The organism is Mesoterricola sp. MK458 (assembly GCF_055384935.1).
The window spans coordinates 1,656,346-1,673,233 of sequence record NZ_AP045075.1 but is presented as its reverse complement, the minus strand read 5'-3'; the positions used below and the strand labels follow the sequence as shown (position 1 = coordinate 1,673,233).

General features: G+C 69.4%; 15 protein-coding genes. 10 read left to right on the top strand and 5 right to left on the bottom strand.

The window, feature by feature from the left end:
- Positions 1-32 precede the first annotated feature (32 nt).
- Together gap and ACZ5LB_RS07185 are read right to left on the bottom strand one after the other, a co-directional pair.
- Entirely contained in the window at positions 33-1,031 is a 999-nt protein-coding gene (gene gap / locus ACZ5LB_RS07190) for a type I glyceraldehyde-3-phosphate dehydrogenase (protein WP_464605498.1), read from the bottom strand.
- A 61-nt stretch (positions 1,032-1,092) separates the two neighbouring features.
- On the bottom strand, positions 1,093-1,317 hold the full coding sequence (locus ACZ5LB_RS07185; RefSeq protein ID WP_464605497.1) for a helix-turn-helix domain-containing protein: 225 nt from the start codon (positions 1,315-1,317) through the stop codon (positions 1,093-1,095).
- Positions 1,318-1,449: 132 nt separating this feature from the next.
- Here ACZ5LB_RS07185 and pyk point away from each other — a divergent pair, with 132 nt between their 5' ends.
- Together pyk and ACZ5LB_RS07175 are read left to right on the top strand one after the other, a co-directional pair.
- Entirely contained in the window at positions 1,450-2,880 is a 1,431-nt protein-coding gene (gene pyk, locus ACZ5LB_RS07180; protein ID WP_464605496.1) for a pyruvate kinase, read from the top strand.
- A gap of 23 nt (positions 2,881-2,903) precedes the next feature.
- A complete protein-coding gene (locus ACZ5LB_RS07175) occupies positions 2,904-3,038 on the top strand; it encodes a hypothetical protein (RefSeq protein ID WP_464605495.1) in 135 nt (44 codons plus the stop codon).
- 4 nt (positions 3,039-3,042) lie between these two features.
- Here ACZ5LB_RS07175 and ACZ5LB_RS07170 read toward each other — a convergent pair whose 3' ends face one another.
- A complete protein-coding gene (locus ACZ5LB_RS07170) occupies positions 3,043-4,782 on the bottom strand; it encodes a transglutaminase-like domain-containing protein (protein ID WP_464605494.1) in 1,740 nt (579 codons plus the stop codon).
- Between the two features lie 24 nt (positions 4,783-4,806).
- Positions 4,807-5,274, bottom strand: a complete 468-nt coding sequence (locus ACZ5LB_RS07165) for a Spy/CpxP family protein refolding chaperone (protein ID WP_464605493.1) — start codon at positions 5,272-5,274, stop codon at positions 4,807-4,809.
- A 70-nt stretch (positions 5,275-5,344) separates the two neighbouring features.
- Between ACZ5LB_RS07165 and recO the strand changes: the two genes are divergently transcribed.
- The 3 genes from recO (at position 5,345) to ACZ5LB_RS07150 (ending at position 8,729) form a co-directional block, all read left to right on the top strand.
- Positions 5,345-6,094, top strand: a complete 750-nt coding sequence (gene recO, locus ACZ5LB_RS07160) for a DNA repair protein RecO (RefSeq protein WP_464605492.1) — start codon at positions 5,345-5,347, stop codon at positions 6,092-6,094.
- Between the two features lie 220 nt (positions 6,095-6,314).
- Positions 6,315-7,070, top strand: a complete 756-nt coding sequence (locus ACZ5LB_RS07155) for an energy transducer TonB (protein ID WP_464605491.1) — start codon at positions 6,315-6,317, stop codon at positions 7,068-7,070.
- A gap of 27 nt (positions 7,071-7,097) precedes the next feature.
- Positions 7,098-8,729: an ABC-F family ATP-binding cassette domain-containing protein gene (locus ACZ5LB_RS07150; RefSeq protein WP_464605490.1), complete on the top strand. Its 1,632-nt coding sequence runs from the start codon at positions 7,098-7,100 to the stop codon at positions 8,727-8,729.
- Here ACZ5LB_RS07150 and ACZ5LB_RS07145 read toward each other — a convergent pair.
- Entirely contained in the window at positions 8,726-10,468 is a 1,743-nt protein-coding gene (locus ACZ5LB_RS07145; RefSeq protein WP_464605489.1) for a peptidylprolyl isomerase, read from the bottom strand. The two genes, ACZ5LB_RS07150 and ACZ5LB_RS07145, sit on opposite strands and share 4 nt — an antisense overlap.
- Before the next feature lie 56 nt (positions 10,469-10,524).
- Here ACZ5LB_RS07145 and ACZ5LB_RS07140 point away from each other — a divergent pair, with 56 nt between their 5' ends.
- The 5 genes from ACZ5LB_RS07140 (at position 10,525) to ACZ5LB_RS07120 (ending at position 16,860) form a co-directional block, all read left to right on the top strand.
- Positions 10,525-11,529 (top strand): glycosyltransferase family 9 protein, encoded by a 1,005-nt coding sequence (locus ACZ5LB_RS07140; RefSeq protein WP_464605488.1) that lies wholly within the window; start codon positions 10,525-10,527, stop codon positions 11,527-11,529.
- Positions 11,530-11,629: 100 nt separating this feature from the next.
- Entirely contained in the window at positions 11,630-12,850 is a 1,221-nt protein-coding gene (glgC, locus tag ACZ5LB_RS07135; RefSeq protein WP_464605487.1) for a glucose-1-phosphate adenylyltransferase, read from the top strand.
- Positions 12,847-14,295 carry a glycogen synthase GlgA gene (gene glgA / locus ACZ5LB_RS07130; RefSeq protein WP_464605486.1) on the top strand — a complete coding sequence of 483 codons (1,449 nt, stop codon included), beginning with the start codon at positions 12,847-12,849 and terminating at the stop codon, positions 14,293-14,295. The genes glgC and glgA overlap by 4 nt, the downstream gene beginning before the upstream one ends.
- Before the next feature lie 408 nt (positions 14,296-14,703).
- Positions 14,704-15,030 (top strand): hypothetical protein, encoded by a 327-nt coding sequence (locus ACZ5LB_RS07125; RefSeq protein WP_464605485.1) that lies wholly within the window; start codon positions 14,704-14,706, stop codon positions 15,028-15,030.
- Positions 15,031-15,738: 708 nt separating this feature from the next.
- Entirely contained in the window at positions 15,739-16,860 is a 1,122-nt protein-coding gene (locus tag ACZ5LB_RS07120; RefSeq protein WP_464605484.1) for a glycoside hydrolase family 5 protein, read from the top strand.
- The last annotated feature ends 28 nt before the right edge of the window (positions 16,861-16,888 follow it).

The following is a 16,888-nucleotide window of genomic DNA, read 5'->3' as shown; positions in this document are numbered from 1 at the left end:
CCCGCCGGCTCACCTCCGGTCCCGTCAGCCGCCTACTTCCCGGCGACGACCTTGGCCATCTCGAGCACCTTGCAGGAGTAGCCCCACTCGTTGTCGTACCAGGCGACCACCTTCACGAAGGTGGGATCCAGCAGGATGCTGGCGTCGGCGTCGAAGGTGGAGGTGCAGCTCTCGCCCCGGAAGTCCGTGGAGACGACCTTGTCGCTGGTGAAGGCCAGGACGCCCTTCAGGCTGCCTTCGGCGGCGGTCTTCATGGCCTTGCAGATGTCGTCCATGGTCGCGGGCTTTTCCAGCTCGCAGGTGAGGTCCACCACGGAGACGTCGGAGGTGGGCACCCGGAAGGACATGCCCGTGAGCTTCTTGTTGAGGGAGGGGATGACCTTGCCCACGGCCTTGGCGGCGCCGGTGGAGCTGGGGATGATGTTCTCCAGGATGCCGCGGCCCCCGCGCCAGTCCTTCTTGGAAGGGCCGTCGACGGTCTTCTGGGTGGCGGTGGTGGCGTGCACGGTGGTCATGAGGCCGCGCTTGATGCCGAAGGAATCGTGGAGCACCTTGGCCACGGGGGCCAGGCAGTTGGTGGTGCAGCTGGCGTTGGAGATGATGGCCTGGCCGTCGTAGGTGTCGTGGTTGACGCCGTAGACGAACATGGGCGTGTCGTCCTTGGAGGGCGCGCTGAGGATGACCTTGCGGGCGCCGGCCTTCAGGTGGGCGCTGGCGGTCTCCTTGTCCAGGAACAGGCCCGTGGACTCGATGACGATCTCGGCGCCCACCTCGTTCCACTTGAGGTTGGCGGGATCCTTCTCCTGGGTCAGGCGGATCCGCTTGCCGTTGACCACGAGGTTGCTGCCTTCGACCTTGACGTCGCCCTTGAAGCGGCCGTGCACGGAGTCGTACTGGAGCATGTAGGCGAGGTACTCGGGCTCGAGGAGATCGTTGATCCCCACGATCTCGAGGTCCGGAAAATGGTTCACGGCCGCGCGAAACACCATCCGGCCGATTCGCCCGAACCCGTTGATCCCGATCTTTGTCATGCTGGCCTCCTGACCGCGTAATGGCCGAAGGGAACCCAGCCTGCAAGCCGTGGGATTCCGCTCAGCAGTTGACAGCAGGATACCGCAATGCGCCCAGATGGTGTTCAAGCTTCTTGGAGAGCGTGTTCCGGTGCATGCCCAGCTTGCGTGCGGCGGCGCTCTGGTTGCCGTTGTGGGCCGCCAGGACCGTTTCCAGGTAGATGCGCTCCAGCTCCCGTTTGGCGATCTCGAGGGGGATGTCCTTTCGCACGAGCTCGGCGATCAGTTCCTCCATCATGTGGCGCATCGGGTTGGCTCCAAGGGATAGCCCCAAAAAATAGCACCTCGCCCGGCCCGTGGACAGGCGAATTTCCTTCGATCCACGCGCCACCGCTGCGGAAAAACCTGTGGAATACTTGTGGAAACTCCGGAGGTTCCCGTGCGCAAAACCAAGATTGTGGTCACGATGGGACCGGCCCTTGCGGAAGACGGACGCCTGCGCGGAGCCCTGGAAATCGCCGACGCGGTCCGCCTCAACGCGAGCCACGGCGACCTGGCCGGGCGCCTCGAGGCGCTCACCGCGATCCGCCGCATCTCGGGCGAGGTGGGCCGGCGGGTGCCGGTGCTGCTGGACCTCCAAGGGCCCAAGTGGCGCGTGGGGGCCATGGCGGCGCCCGTGGAGCTCGCCGTGGGCACCGTAGGCGCCTTCCATCCCGAGGGAGAGGGCCCGGGCATCGGCCCGGGGGGCGCGGCCTGGGCGGTCCCCCTCCCCCATCCGGAGCTCTTCCTGGGCGCCAGGGTCGGCCAGCGCTGGATCCTGGACGACGGCAACCTCGAGGTGGAGGTCACCGAGGTCCGGCCCCGGCTCGTGGTGGCCCGGGTCAAGGTGGGCGGGCTGCTCAAGGCCCGCAAGGGCGTGCACCCCATCGGCCTGGACGTGGCCTTCGATCCCCTGACCCCCAAGGACCTGGTGGACATCCGCTGGGGCGTGGAGAACGGCGTGGACCTGTTCGCGCAGAGCTTCGTCCGCAGCGCCGGGGACGTGCGGGCCCTGGAAGCCGTCATCAAGGGCCGGGGCGGCTCGCAGCCCATCATCGCCAAGATCGAGCACCCCGCGGCCCTGGAGAACCTGCATGAGATCCTCGCCGTCTCCTGGGGCGTGATGGTGGCCCGGGGAGACCTGGGGGTGGAACTGGGCGTGGAGCGGGTGCCCAACCTGCAGAAGCAGATCATCGCCTCCGCGCGCCACGCCCTCAAGCCCGTGATCACCGCCACCCAGATGCTCGAGAGCATGATCGAGAGCCCCCAGCCCACCCGGGCCGAGGCCTCGGACGTGGCCAACGCCATCTGGGACGGCACCGACGCCGTGATGCTCAGCGCCGAGAGCGCCGTGGGGAAATTCCCCGTGGACGCCATCCAGTGGCTCGCGCGCATCGCCGAGGACGCCGACGCCCACTTCCGCCCCCGCCTGGGCCGCACCGCCGACGCCCTCGCCGAGAGCCTGACCTCGCGCACGGACGTGGCGGTGGCCTTCGCCGCGTGCCGCACCGCCCAGGAGATCGGCGCCAGCTACATCGTGGTCTTCACCGAAGGCGGAGGCAGCGCGCGCATGGTGAGCCGGCTCGCCGGGGACATCCCGGTGGTGGGCGTGACCATGGACCTGGGCAACGCCCGGCGCATGGGCGTCATGCGCGGCGTGCAGTCCCTGCTCCTGCCCAAGGCCCAGTCCGCCGACGACGCCATGGCCACCGTGGAGAAGGCCCTGCTGAAAGCCTTCGGCGCCGCCCGCGGGGAGAAGGTGGTCTTCACCCTGGGGCTGCCGCTCTACCAGGAGGGCTCCACCAACACCCTCAAGGTCATCCAGCTGTGAAGGGGCTGCTGGGGCTTTTCGGCATGAGCCTCGGCGGGGCCCTGGGGTGGTGGCTGGGCGGGCTCGTGGGAATCACGACCGCCGTGCTGCTCAGCGCCGCGGGCAGCGGGCTGGGACTGTACGTCACCCGCCGGCTGGCCGAGACCTACCTGGAGTAGCTCGTCAGCGCCGCACGTCCAGGGTGTCCAGGAACCGGAAGGCTTCCCGTTCGGACATGCGGTCCACCAGGAGCCAATCCCCCGCGCCGGCGTCGGCCCAGAGGCTGCCCGCGCCGTACCAGCCCCGCCTTCCGCCCCGGCCCTGGAGCAGGCGCACCTGGGTCGCCGGACCCGGCCGGGGGGCGGCGGTCACCCGGTGGCGGCCGTCCAGCTCCAGGCGGCCGTCCCGCCACGACCAGGTGGATCCCTCGGCCCGCAGCGCCAGGCCCGGGCCGAAGGCCGTGTCGCCCTGGACGCGCACGGCGCCCGCCCAGGGCGCCTCGGGAACCCAGGTGCCGTCCTGGAAGGTGGAGGCCGCGTTCTCCCAGCCCACCGCGCCCAGGTCGGTCAGGTCGGTGGTGCCGAGCTTGAGGCGGAAGGCCGAAGCCGGGACCATGTCGAAGGTGGGATCCACCGGGAACCACCGCGCGCCGATGCGGGCCTCCACCCAGAAATGCAGACCCATGCCGTCGCCCATGGCCACCCAGCCCACCACGCCCCGGGCCGGCACCCCCAGGCGGCGCAGGAGGGCCACTTCCAGCACGCCGTGCTCGGTGCAGTCGCCGCGGGGGTTGCGGGCCACCTCCTGGGCGGAGGCGAACCCCACGGTGTAGTCCTTGTCGCGGATCCAGTCGTATACGAAGGCGGTGACCCGCCGCACCAGCTCGGCCCGGGTGGCCCCCGGGGGCGGATCCAGCCGCTTCAGGAGGCCGTCGAAGACGGGATCCCGGAACTGCGCCAGGGGGGTCGCGGCGAGAAAGGGCCGGTCCTCGGCGCCGGGTTCGCCGGCCACCGGCGGCTCCGTGAGCTCCGGCCCCGCCAGGGGCTCGGCGCGGGACAGGAGGAAGCGGTTGTTGCCCTGGGGCCGCTGCTGGGCGTCGGCGGGCAGGTCCTGGGTCCCCTTGCCCTCCCACCGCACGGCCACCTCCCGCACCCAGGGGAGGAACGGATGGTGGGGAAGGGCTTTGAGGGTGGGCTCGAAGAAGGTCTTGTCCTTTTTCGAGGCGGGCTGCGCGGGCAGGTCATGGCGCTGGGAGACCATGACGATGCCGGCGAAGGAGCCCACCGACTTGAGATCCCCCTCCCCTGGCGAGATCCACATCTCCATGTCCTGGGCCAGGGGCCCCTCGGAGGCCTTGCCCCGGAACCGCACGGCCCCGGGGTAGCCCGGCAGGGGATCCGGTCCCACCGGCTCCAGGTCCAGGGCCGAGGGCTGCTGGGTGGAGACGTTGAAGCTCTTCACGTGGACCGCGCGCCGGCCGGCGGCGGCGGCCTTCAGGAGGTCGTCCACGTCCCCGGGCCAGAGGACGGTGCCCTGCGGCAGGTCCACCGTGCGGGAGGGAAGGTTCCGGTAGGCGAGGACGAGCTTGCCGGGTTCGGCGGGGGACCAGGACGCCTGGCCCTCCAGGGGCTCCTGCGAGAGGGAGACGCGGAAGGTGAACCGGATGGAACCGTCGGGGCGCTTCAGGGCGGTCTCGGACAGTTCCTGCGATATGGGAACGCCCATGCGCTCCAGGCGCGTCCATTGCCGGGATTCGATGCGGACGCCCTCGGGGCCGCGGGTGAGGGTCCGCACCGAACCGCCGGCTTCCTGGCCCGCGATCCATTCCCGGAACGTGCGGGTCTCGGTGGCCGGCGGGGCGGGGGCCGCCAGCAGGGTGGCGGCCAGGGTCAGGGACAGGAACGGTCGGAAGGGGACGGCCATGGGGTGCTCCGTCCCCACGATACCCTACCTCGGGCCGCCTCCGCCGTGGCGCATCCGCATGCCTTCCATGCGCCCCAGGAGGCCGGCGGCCTTCTCGCGCTGTTCGGGCGTGAGGATGGCGCGGATCTCCAGGCGCTGGGCCCGGTGCTCCAGGAGCATGTCCAGGCTGGCGTCGGCCTGGGCACGGTGGAGGGTCTTGAGGTCCTCGGGCTTGGCCTCGGGGTTCTTCAGGGCCTCTCCGAAGGCGTGGCGGGCGGTTTCCAGCGCCGCGCGCTTGGCCTCGATGGCCGGCTTGTGCTTGGCGCGGATCTCCTTGACCGACGCCTTCTGGGCGTCCGTGAGGTGAAGGACGCGGTCGAAGCGTTCCTCCATCCGGTCCATGCGGTCACCCATGCGGGCCCCCATGCGGGGACGGGGGGCAGGGGCGTCCTGGGCGAGGGCCGGCGCGAGGCAGATGCCCAGCGCGAGCGCCGCAGGTGCGAGTTTTCTCATGGCCACCTCCTGGAGAATGTGGGATTTCCTTCCACAGCCCATGTGACTCGCCGGGGCAGGGGAGGGTTTAATGGAGAAGATGATCCGCACCCATTCCGCCATCGTCCTGCGCCCCACCCCCTTCGAGGAGGGGGGGCTGGTCGTGTCGTTCCTCACCGAGCACGGGGAGCGGCTGGTGGGACTGGCCCGCGGGGCCAAGAAACCCACCGCCAAGTGGGTCTCCAGCTTCGAGCCCCTGGGCCTGGTGAAGGTAAGCTTCTTCGGCCGGGAGCAGGCGGAGTTCAAGCGCGTCACTCGGTGCGAGCTGGTGCATTCGCCCATGACCCTGGGCCACCTGGAGTCCAGCCTGGTGGTGGCCTGCCTCGCGGACGTCTTCGACCGGGTCGCCCGGGAGGGCGTGGAGGACGACCGCCTCTTCCGGCTCCTGTCGGCCTGCGCGCGGACATTGAAGGACGACCCCTCCCGGTCCATGGCCGTCCTGGCCTACGCGGAGCACTGGATGCTCCACCTCATGGGCCTGCTGCCCCACCCCAGGCTCTGCGGGCGCTGCGGCAACGGGGAGGCTCCCCTGGTGCTTTTCACCCAGGACCACGGCTGGTGCTGCGCCGCCTGCACCCCCGTGGACGGCCCGGAGGCCCTGCCTCCCGGGGCCCGGGAGCACCTGAAGCTCCTGCGGACCCTGCCCGCCGCCGAAGCCCCCGATCCCGAGGGCGGCGACGCCGCCCGCGCCGTCACGTGGATCCTCCGGGACCGGCTGCGGCGCGAACTGGGGGGGCCCAGGAGCTACGAGGTGCTCGACAAGCTTGTGGTGCGGGGATGAAGCCGCACAAATCCGTGACACCGGCGCCGCCGGTGACACGTCCGTGGCGGAAAAGGCGCCCAGCATCACGGTCCCGTAACATTCGCGGCTCCGCCTTGACGAGCGAACGAACGTAACCGATACCTTGGCAACACGATCTTTGGATAGGACGAAGCGGCGCGGGACCCCAGGGGCCGCGCCGCTTCTCCGTATCCGGAGACGCCCAACCCAAGGAGGTCCCATGTCCGCCAGCGCACCTCGCCCTCGGCCTGCCGAGGCCCTGCCTCCCACCCTCCTGTTCAACGCGGTGCACCTGGCCGCGCCCCCCACGGACCGCCTCGCGAGCCTGATGCTGGCCTGTGCCGTCTACGCGGCCCTGGGCGCGGCGGCGCTGGGCGGGGCCCGGCACCTGGCCACCCATGGCCCGGTGACCACCCTGCCGCCCGTGGTGATCATCGACTCGGACCCGATGCCCGCCGTGCCCACCCCGAAGGCGGACCCGCCCCCTTCCGGAGGCCCGGCACCCGCGGGATTCACGGCGGTGCGCCCGCCCACGGACGGGAACGTCATCCCCGACGAGACCCCGGCCGCGCTCCCCGTCGCCGACCGCTCCCGTGAGGTCGCCGGCGACCCCGGCGCACCGGCGGGTCCATACGTGGCCGGGCTCCTTCCCGGCCCCGCGCCCCAGCCGGCGCCCCCCGCGGCGATCCGGGTGGTGGAACTGGAGACCCAGGCCATCCGCGTCCTGCACCAGGTCCCTCCAGTGTACCCGGCCCTGGCGCGGCTCGCGAGAATCCAGGGACCGGTGGTGCTGCGGCTGACCATCGACGCCTCGGGCGTGCCCACGGACATCCAGGTGGTTTCCGGACCCCATCCCCTGCTGGTGAACGAGGCGGTGCGGGTGGCCCGGCTCTGGCGCTTCCAGCCCGCCCTGCTGGACGGGACCCCCGTGCCCGCGACGTTCAGCCTGACCGTGGCATTCCGCCTGGAAAGATGAGGTAGGCTGTTCCTTTGGAGCAAGCCCTTGATCGCCCTTTCCGACGTAAGCAAGCAATATGGCAAGCAGATCCTTTTCATCGACGCCTCCTTCCAGCTGAACCCCGGCGAAAAGGCCGGGCTGGTGGGGCCCAACGGCGCCGGCAAGTCCACCCTCTTCCGCATGATCCTGGGGGAGGAGGCCCCTGACGACGGGGTGGTGAGCGTTCCGAAGAAGCTCTCCATCGGGTACTTCCGCCAGGAGGTGGACGAGATGTCCGGGCGCACCGTCCTCGACGAGGCCATCGCCGGGAGCGGGCGCCTGGGGGACCTGCACCACGAGCTCACGGATCTCGAGCACGCCATGGGCGACCCGGACCGCGGGGACGAACTGGAGGCCATCATCGAGCGCTTCGGCCACGTGCAGGAGGAATACCAGCACCTGGGCGGCTACGAACTGGAGACCCGGGCCCGCACCACCCTGGAGGGCCTGGGCTTCGAGCCCGGGCAGATCGACGGGGACGTGGGGGCGCTGTCGGGCGGGTGGAAGATGCGCGTCTCCATGGCCAAGGTGCTCCTGGGGCGCTTCGACGTGCTCCTGCTGGACGAGCCCACCAACCACCTGGACATCGAATCCATCCTCTGGCTGGAGAGCTACCTGAAGTCGGTTTCCGCCACGCTGCTCATGACCTCCCACGACAAGGACTTCATGAACCGCATCGTCACCAAGGTGGTGGAGATCGACGGGGGCGACATCGTCACCTATTCCGGCAACTACGACTTCTACGTCCGGGAGCGGGAGACCCGGGAGGCCAACCAGGAGGCCGCCTACGCCCGCCAGCAGGCGAAGCTGGCGAAGGAGCAGCGCTTCATCGAGCGCTTCTCCACCCACGCCGCCAAGGCCGCCCAGGTGCAGAGCCGCGTCAAGGCCCTGGACAAGATCGAGCGCATCGAGCTGCCCAAGCGGCGCAGGGTGGTGAAGTGGGACTTCCGCCTGCCCATGCGCAGCGGCGAGGACGTGGCCATGCTCGAAGGCGTCTGCAAGGGCTACGGCGACAAGAAGATCTACGACGGGTTCGACTTCCACGTGCGCCGCGGCGAAAGGTGGTGCGTCATGGGCCGCAACGGCGCCGGCAAGTCCACCCTCCTCAAGATGGTGGCCGGCGCCCTGGAGCCGGACGCCGGTTCCGTGCGCCTGGGAGCCAGCCTGCGCCTGGGCTACTTCGCCCAGCAGTCCCTGGACCTCCTGGACCCGGAACTGACCGTCATCGAACAGCTCATGCAGGACTTCCCCATGGAGGGCGTGGGCGTGCTGCGCAACATCCTGGGCGCCTTCCAGTTCAGCGGCGACGACGTGGACAAGCGCATCCGGAACCTGTCGGGCGGCGAGAAGTCACGCCTGGTCATGGCGCGCATGCTTTTCAATCCTCCCAACTTCCTCGTGCTGGACGAGCCCACGAACCACCTGGACCTGGCCACAAAGGAGATGCTCATCGAGGCCCTGAAGGACTTCGAGGGCACCATGCTCTTCGTTTCCCACGATCGAACCTTCCTGCGCGGCCTGGCCAACCGGGTCCTGGAACTGGGCGGCGAAGAACACGCGGGCCCCATGAAGTACCCAGGAACCTACCAGGAATACGTGGAAAGCACCGGCAGGGAAGCCCCGGGCGTGCACAACTAGAGCACTTCCACCGACAGGATCCTCGTTCCCAGTTCTAGTTTGTCCAGGATCGGCAGCGCCGTGTCCGGGTCCTCCACCTCGCCCACCCGGGTGTACCTTCCTGTCAGGTGCGGCGCGGCGTTGGTGGTGATGAAGAACTGGCTTCCCCCGGTGTCCTTGCCGCTTAGGGCCATGCCCACGCTGCCGGGGCCGTACCAGGCCAGGCTGTCCTCGCAGCGCACGGTGTAGCCGGGGCCGCCGTCCATGGTGTCCACGGGGCTGCCCATCTGCACCACGAAGTCGGGCACCACCCTGGGAACCAGGCGCCCGTTGAAGAAGCCACGGCGGGCCAGCAGCACGAGGTTGGCCACGTTGATGGGGGCGTTGACGGGGTCCAGGGCCAGGACGACGCGGGGGCCGTGGTCGAAGGTGATGCGCATGCGCACGGGCTTGGCGGCCCGCGCCAGACGCAGGGCCTCGTCGCGGATGAGATCCTCCAGGAAGGAGGGCTTGGGGGCGGCGGGCCAGGGGGTGGAGGGGTCGATTTTGGCCAGGAGGGTGTAGGCGTCGAGGCGGGCCGTCCAGCAGGGGTGCTCCAGGAACCTCGCCAGGAGCTCCCGGCGCTGGGCCCCGGCCAGCTTCCAGCGCTCGAGGGCGGGCAGCAGGGCCTGGACGGCGTCATACATGGGCGTAGACCAGAGGCGCTTGACCAGGGCCTCCAGGTTGGCGGGGGCCTGGGGGAGGTCCTCCAGGGCCGCGGCCACGGCCAGGGGATCGCCGGAGCCCAGGAGGACGGCGCCGTAGCGGTCCGCGTCCTGGGGCGCTTGCTTGCGCAGGGCCGCCAGGAAGGGCGCGGACAGCGGGCCGCCGTAGTTGAGGAAGGCGTGGCGCTTGAGCGTGCCCACGGCCTCGGGGTCCAGTGCCTTGGCCTTGGCGAGGTGCTCCAGGGCGGCGATGCGGACCTGGAGATGGCCTGAGTTGAGGGCCTTCATGGCCAGCGCCTCGGCGGCGGCGCCGGGCGCCGCGGGCAGGCCTTCCAGGAGGCGCTGGGCGGGGCCGGGGTTGGAACCGGCGGAAACCAGGGCCCCGCTCAGGAGCTGGAGATGCTCCTGGGCCCGCTTCTCCCAGGGGCCGCGGTTCCAGGCGTCCAGGTCGGCGAGGTTGGAGGGATCGGCCATGCGCGCCACGCCCTTCTCCTTCCCGGCGAGCACCAGGCGGAGGTGGGCGGCGCCGCCCCGGATGGGATCGGTCTTGCCGGCCTTGAAGAGCGCCTCCATGAAGGCCACCACGGGCGGCCCGGCCACGGCGCCGTTGAGGAGCGCCGTGGCCAGGGGACCCTCCAGGTGGAGGTGGGCCGGCCAGGTGGCGGCGTCCGCGGGGGTGAGGCTCTCCAGGGCGGTGAGGGCCCGGGGGGACTTCAGGCGGTTGAGGAAATGGAGGGCGGTGAAGCGGTCCTGGGGCGTGACGGCCTCCAGGGCCTTGGCCTCCCAGGCCTGGGCGGTGGGTTCGGCGAGCCAGGGCGGCAGCAGGGTGGGCGCGCCCGGAGCGCCAATGCGCTTGATCGTCAGGTCCAGCCGGGCCCGGTCCGCGGGGGGCAGGGCTGCCAACGCTTCTGGGGCGAGCACCGGGGGCTTCCGGTCCCACTCGGCCTTCACCGCGTCCACGGGCGTGAAGGCGGCCTGCACCGCCGGGGGCGCACCCGGGCTGGAAAGGGTGGCCACCAGGGCCAGGAAGGAACTGCGGGCGAGGGGGAGCGGCATGAATTGATCCTTGGTTCAGGCCTTATCTTACGCGAGGATGAAGGCTGGAGGCTGCCTTGAACGACGCCGTGCCCATGGGGGCCCACTGGGTGCGTTTCCCGCGCTTCTTCGGGGACGCGATGATGATCCATGCGGCCATCGCTCCCCTTCGCGCCGCCGGTCTGCCGCTGGTGGCCTGGGGGCCGGCCTGGGTCGTGGACCTCTTCGACGGTGCCCCCGGGTACCTGGCCGCGGTGCCGGATCCCGAGCGGAAGTACAGCCCCCTGAAGGCGGCGCACCTCCTGCGCGCACACCGGCCGGCCTCGCTCATCAACTTTCCCAAGAGCAGCCGCCCGGGGGTGGCGGGCCTGCTGGCCCGCGTTCCCCTTCGCCTGGGCTGCGGGGACGGGGGAACGTTCATCTTCTACACCCACAGCATCGCCTTCTTCAAGCAGGACACGCCCTTCGTCGACCGCTACCGGACGGTGGTGGCCCGGGCCTTCCCGCAGCTTGCCGAGCCCGCGTCCTTCATCCCCTTCAGGCCCCGTCCCGGGGCCCTGGCCGAGGCGGCCGCCGGCAAGGCCGCCCTGGGCCTGGACGACTACGTGGTGCTGGCCCCGGGCGCCAACTGCGCCTGCAAGCGCATGTCGGTGGATTCCTTCGCGGTGCTGGGAACCCGGCTCCTGGCGGAGGGGATCACCCCGGTGATCCTGGGGGCGGGCCCCGTGGACATGGCGCTGGCCGAGCAGATCCGGGCGCGGGTCCCCCGCGCCGTGGACCTCACGAACCGGGGCGGATTGGCCCTTTCCGCCGCGTGGATCGCGGGCGCGCGGGCCCTGGTGGGCATGGATTCGGGCCTCGCCCACATCGCCGCGGGCAGCGGGATTCCCACCCTCGCGATCTTCGGGCCCACGCGGCCCGGGTTCTCCACACCCTGGGGCCCCCGGGTGCGCACCGCGCGCAAGGAGGGCCTTCCGTGCCTGGAATGCATGGACGTCGTCTGCAAGGTCGAAGGCAATCCCTGCATGACCACGCTGGACGAGGACTACCTCTGGGGCGAGCTGCAGGCCGTTTTGCCTTGAACCGGCGCGGGTTTTGGCGCATCCTTCGATGGCAAAGCATGCTCGAGGGATGCCGATGTCGCAGCGCGAGGTTTTCCTGGCGGCCCAACGAACCATCGCAATGGTACTGGCGGGGGGCCGCGGAAAGCGGCTCAAGGATCTGACCCGCCGGCTCTCCAAACCGGCCCTGGCCTTCGGGGGGAAGTACCGCATCATCGACTTCACCATGTCGAATTGCGTGAACTCCAATATCCGCAAGATCCTGGTGGTCACCCAGTACAACTCCCACAGCCTCCTGGAGCACCTGCAGTTCGGCTGGACGTTCCTGAACGGGAAGTTCAACGAGTTCATCCACGTGCTCCCCGCGCAGCAGAGCCTGGAGAGTGACGCGTGGTACAGCGGCACCGCCGACGCCGTGTACCAGAACGTCGAAACCCTCGCCGCGCGCCGCCCCGAGAACATCCTCGTGCTGGCCGGGGACCACATCTACAAGATGGACTACCGCCGGTTCCTGGAGGACCACCTGGAGCAGGACGCGGACGTGACCATCGCCTGCCTGGAAGTGCCCCTGGCCCAGGCCCGCGGCTTCGGCGTCGCCCAGGCGGATGCCACGGGCCGAATCGTGTCCTGGGTGGAGAAGCCCCAGAATCCCACCCCCGTGCCGGACCGGCCGGGTTACGCCTTCGCGAGCATGGGGATCTACCTGTTCAAGGCGGACTTCCTGTACGGGCAGCTGGCGCGGGACGCCGCGGATCCCACCTCTTCCCACGACTTCGGCAAGGACGTCATCCCCTACCTGGTGCCCCGGGCCCGGGTCTTCGCCCACCGCTTCGAGCGAAGCAACATCCCCAACATGGACAAGCCGGCCTACTGGCGGGACGTGGGCACCGTGGACGCCTTCTGGGAGGCCAACATGGACCTCACCACGGTGGACCCCGAACTGAACCTCTACGACTACGAATGGCCGATCTTCACCCACCAGGAGCAGCTGCCGGCCGCCAAGTTCGTCCACAGCGACCCCCACCGCAACGGCGTGGCCATCAGCAGCCTGGTGTCGGCGGGGTGCATCATCTCCGGAGCCACGGTGCACCGCTCCCTGCTGTCCAGCAAGGTGCGGGTGCATTCCCACGCCTACCTGCACGAAGCGGTCGTGCTTCCCGGAGCCGACATCGGCGAGCACGCGCGACTGCACCGGGTGGTGGTGGACCGGGGCTGCCGGGTTCCCAGCGGCCTGGTGGTGGGGGATGATCCGGAGGCTGACGCCGCCCGCTTCCATCGCACCCCGGGAGGTGTAACCCTGATCTCCCAGCGGATGTTGGACCAACTGCAGGAAGGCCGATGAAGATACTCCACGCTGCTACCGAACTGTTCCCCCACGTGAAGGTGGGGGGGCTCGGGGACGTGATGGCCGCCCTGCCCGCGGCCCAGCGGGCCCTGGGGGCGGACGCCCGGGTCTTCCTGCCGGGCTTCGGCGCGCTCCTCAACGGCATCCGGGACCTGGAGCCCGCCGGCGGCTTCCCGGACCTCCTGGGGCAGGGGGAGGCCCGCCTGCTGCGGGGCCGGACCGACGACGGCGTGCCCGTGTACCTCCTGGACCACCCCGGGCTGTACGACCGCGCCGGCGGACCGTACGAGGAGTACGGGGACAGCCATCTGCGCTTCGCCGCCTTCGCCTGGGCGGCCTCCCAGGTGGGGCGCAACGGCGACTGGGCCGGCTGGCGCCCGGATGTGCTCCAGGCCCACGACTGGCAGGCCGCCCTCATCCCGGCGTACTACGCCCAGGATCCGGGACGGGTTCCCCTCACCGTGACCACCGTCCACAACCTTTCCTACCAGGGGATCTATCCCGCCCCGCTCCTGCCCGGGCTGTGGCTGGGCCCGTCCGTCTTCCACCCCGAAGGGGCGGAATTCTACGGCCGGATCAACTTCCTCAAGGCGGGCCTGGCCTTCGCCGACCGCATCACCACCGTGAGTCCCACCTACGCCCGGGAGATCCAGCAGCCCGAGGCGGGCTGCGGCCTGGACGGGCTCCTCACCCACCGCAGGCGCGACCTCGCCGGCATCCTCAACGGAGTGGACAACGCCATCTGGAACCCCGCCGCCAGCCCCCATCTGGAGCACCACTTCGACGCGCGGCACCTGTCGGGCAAGAAGCTCAACAAGAACCTGCTGCAGCGGGAGACCGGCCTGGACGAGTCGCCCGGTGATCCCCTCTTCGGGGTGGTGAGCCGCCTGGCCGAGCAGAAGGGCCTGGATCTGGTGCTGGAGAACGTGGCCTACCTGCTCCAGCTCAACGCCCAGCTGGTGGTCCTGGGCACGGGCGACCCCGTGCTGGAACAGGGTTTCGCCGCCGCGGCCAAGGCCCACCCCGGCCGCGTGGCCTGCGTGCTGGGCTACGACGAGGGCCTGGCCCACCGCATCCTGGCCGGAAGCGACGTGATGCTCGTGCCCAGCCGCCAGGAACCCTGCGGCCTCACCCAGCTGTACGCCCTGCGCTACGGCGCGCTCCCCCTGGTGCGCCACGCCGGAGGCCTGGCCGACACCGTGGTGGACACCAACTCCCATTCCCTGGTGGATTCCACCGCCACCGGCTTCGTGTTCAAGGAGCCCAGCAGCTGGATCCTGGGCGAAACCATCGGCAGGGCCTGCGGCCTGTACCGGGAGGATCCCCGCACCTGGGCCCGCATCCAGAAGCATGCCATGGCGCAGAACTTCAGCTGGAAGGCCAGCGCGAAGGAATACCTGGAGCTCTACGAGGGGATGAGGCGGAAGGCGAGGGGGGAGTAGGTTCCCGCTAGGGTTCGGCGTTCACGGGGCAGTCCCTGTGGGGAACCTTCCGGCCCTCGGAATGCATCAGGGCATGCAGTTCCCAGCGCATCCGGGAAGGCCACGGCGAGGGTCCAAATGGATGGGCCCTTGACAAGCAAATTAAACGTAATACGTTTATATGGGCAACCCAATGGAGTTTCTTTGGGACGACAACAACACGGCACATATCGAAGCGCACGGCGTTTCCTAGGGGTTGCTCGAACGGGTTTTCTGGGCCGGGGTTGATGGCATGCAGGCCTCACGGGTACGCCATCGATACGTGATCGAGGCCGAAGTGGATGGGCGGCCATACCGCCTGATTTTCGACGTCAGCGCGTCCGATACCGTCTATCCCGTCACTTGCTTCCCCCTGTAAGGAGGTGCCCCATGGAAACGCTGCTGCCCCTCGGAAAGAAGACCACCCTGGACGAAGCCATGAAAAAGGCCAAACGGGACGGCCACACCCACGACGAGGTGCAAAGGAACTATGCCCGCGAGGTGCGAGCTGTGGAGGCCGAGCTTGGGCCGCATGTCCCGCCTGTCCTCACGCCTCAAGGAAGGCCTAGGAAGGGGCACGCCGTGGAAGCGGCGGAGGTTCATACCCTCCGGGTGAAACCCTCCATTTGGTCCGATTTCGTCTCAAAGGCCAAGGCCGCGGGGCTCACGCCCAACGCGGCGGCGCAGCTCGCGCTCATGGAGTGGGCCAGACATTAGGTCGTGGTAACAAAACCTGCAAACTGGATTGGGCCTTCCCGACTTTGAAAGCCTGAAGTTTTTCCTCTGCGACCCTCCGCGAGTCCTCTGCGCCTCCGCGTTCAAGTGGTTCTCGAGGTGGATCGGCGCGTCGCGTAAGTGGACGGTCGCGCCGGCACACACCAGCAGCCAATTGGACGCGGAGGCGCGGAGGACCTCGCGGAGGGTCGCGGAGAACTGCCTTTTGGATTTCTCCCGCCCCTTCCGCCCGTCACCACCCCGGGGCTGAGAATTGGACTGTCTTCCTTCGGCAGTCCTCGAGGGGGAAGGCAAATCGAAGTAACAAATGAGAGAATAACTTATAAGTTGCCTGGATCAAATATTTGGGGTGAGCCTGGGAGGATCAACAGGGACCTGAAACCGAACTCTCCGTCATGGTTGGCCCAGCCAGACGATCCCAATTGGAATCGCCCGGAAGGTTCGGGTCGGGCTACCTGAGGTTTCCCGCGAGACCTCATGGGTTCGGGGGGGTCCTTGTGGAATCTTCCGTCAGGTTGAGGCATCGATGGGGTGCAGCCCTCGGGTCGGGGGCATCGTTGCGGAAGGTTTGGGGTGCGTGCATTGAAGGCCATTACGCGAGCTTTGTTCTGGGTCGCGGTGGTGGCAGCGGCGCCTGGCGTCCAGGCTCCGTCGGCGGCCGGGGCTCCGGAGGTCCGGGGTCCGGGCCCCATGGCCTTCTGGGATGAACAGATCCGTTTCGGCGCCAACTGCATGAACGACGAGCCTCCTTCGCTGGACTACCTGAAGGCCGCGCGGGGCGAAGGGATCCGGTGGATCCGGCTGGCCTGGGGCAAATGGAAGGGGTCGGGCCGGGACTTCCTGCTGGGGAACGTGGACCGGTACGAAGGTCTGGCGCCGGGCGACGTGGAGATCCTGAGGGCCGCCCTGGACCGGGCCCATGCGGCGGGCCTGAAGGTGGTCGTGGTGCCCCTTTCCCTTCCGGGAATGCGGTGGCGCCAGAACAACGGCGGCGCGTTCGACGGGAGGATCTGGCGGGACAAGGCCTGGTGGGAGCAGGCGGCCAGGTACTGGCGGGATCTCGCGGCATGCCTGAAGGGGCATCCGGCCCTGGTCGCATACAATCTCGTCAATGAACCGGCACCGGAGGTGGAGGCCGGCCTGGACGAGGATGCTTCGCCCGGGCGCATGAAGGCCTGGTACGGGGGCGTGCGCGGCACCGCGCGGGATCTCCCCGCGTTCTGCCAGCGGCTGGCGGCGGCCATCCGGGAGGTGGACAGGGAGATGCCGCTCATGGTGGACTCCGGCTGGTACGCCCGGCCCACGGCGTGGGCCTATTGGCCCGCGGCCATGGCGGATTCCAAGGTCCTGTACGCCTTCCACATGTATGAGCCCTTCGCCTGGTCCTGCGCGGCCAACCCGCGGCGGCCCGCTCCATTCACTTACCCGGGGCGCATTCCGTCGGCCAGCGGACGGACCCAGGTCTGGAACCGGGCCGCCGTGGCCCGTTTCCTGGAACCGGCCTACGCCTGGGCGCGGGCCAAGGGCATTCCGGCGAACCGGATGGTGGCGGCCGAGTTCGGATGCCACAGGCGCTCGCCGGGGGCGGCGGCCTATCTGGAGGACGTGCTGCAGGCCCTGGACGCCCACCAGTCCCACTGGGCCTTCTATTCGTTCCGGGAGCCCTACGACGGCTTTGATTACGAGTTGGGAACCCGGAAGCTGCCCTGGGGGTACTGGAAGGCCCAGGCGGAAGGCCGAACCTGGCCGCTGGAGCGCGGCGCCAATCCGGTGTTCCATCCCATTTCCTGCCGGCTGAAGAAGGGCGAGTGACCCGGGCCGGGTCAAGCCGCGGGCGGAG

What these genes read in the sequence shown, in the direction of transcription:
- ACZ5LB_RS07175 (WP_464605495.1), top strand. Translation starts at nt 2,904, where the DNA reads ATGAGCCTCGGCGGGGCCCTGGGGTGGTGGCTGGGCGGGCTCGTGGGA.
- ACZ5LB_RS07120 (WP_464605484.1), top strand. Translation starts at nt 15,739, where the DNA reads ATGGCCTTCTGGGATGAACAGATCCGTTTCGGCGCCAACTGCATGAAC.
- ACZ5LB_RS07165 (WP_464605493.1), bottom strand. Translation starts at nt 5,274, where the DNA reads ATGAGAAAACTCGCACCTGCGGCGCTCGCGCTGGGCATCTGCCTCGCG.
- glgC (WP_464605487.1), top strand. Translation starts at nt 11,630, where the DNA reads ATGGTACTGGCGGGGGGCCGCGGAAAGCGGCTCAAGGATCTGACCCGC.
- ACZ5LB_RS07170 (WP_464605494.1), bottom strand. Translation starts at nt 4,782, where the DNA reads ATGGCCGTCCCCTTCCGACCGTTCCTGTCCCTGACCCTGGCCGCCACC.
- ACZ5LB_RS07155 (WP_464605491.1), top strand. Translation starts at nt 6,315, where the DNA reads ATGTCCGCCAGCGCACCTCGCCCTCGGCCTGCCGAGGCCCTGCCTCCC.
- ACZ5LB_RS07185 (WP_464605497.1), bottom strand. Translation starts at nt 1,317, where the DNA reads ATGCGCCACATGATGGAGGAACTGATCGCCGAGCTCGTGCGAAAGGAC.
- recO (WP_464605492.1), top strand. Translation starts at nt 5,345, where the DNA reads ATGGAGAAGATGATCCGCACCCATTCCGCCATCGTCCTGCGCCCCACC.
- ACZ5LB_RS07125 (WP_464605485.1), top strand. Translation starts at nt 14,704, where the DNA reads ATGGAAACGCTGCTGCCCCTCGGAAAGAAGACCACCCTGGACGAAGCC.
- ACZ5LB_RS07145 (WP_464605489.1), bottom strand. Translation starts at nt 10,468, where the DNA reads ATGCCGCTCCCCCTCGCCCGCAGTTCCTTCCTGGCCCTGGTGGCCACC.
- gap (WP_464605498.1), bottom strand. Translation starts at nt 1,031, where the DNA reads ATGACAAAGATCGGGATCAACGGGTTCGGGCGAATCGGCCGGATGGTG.
- glgA (WP_464605486.1), top strand. Translation starts at nt 12,847, where the DNA reads ATGAAGATACTCCACGCTGCTACCGAACTGTTCCCCCACGTGAAGGTG.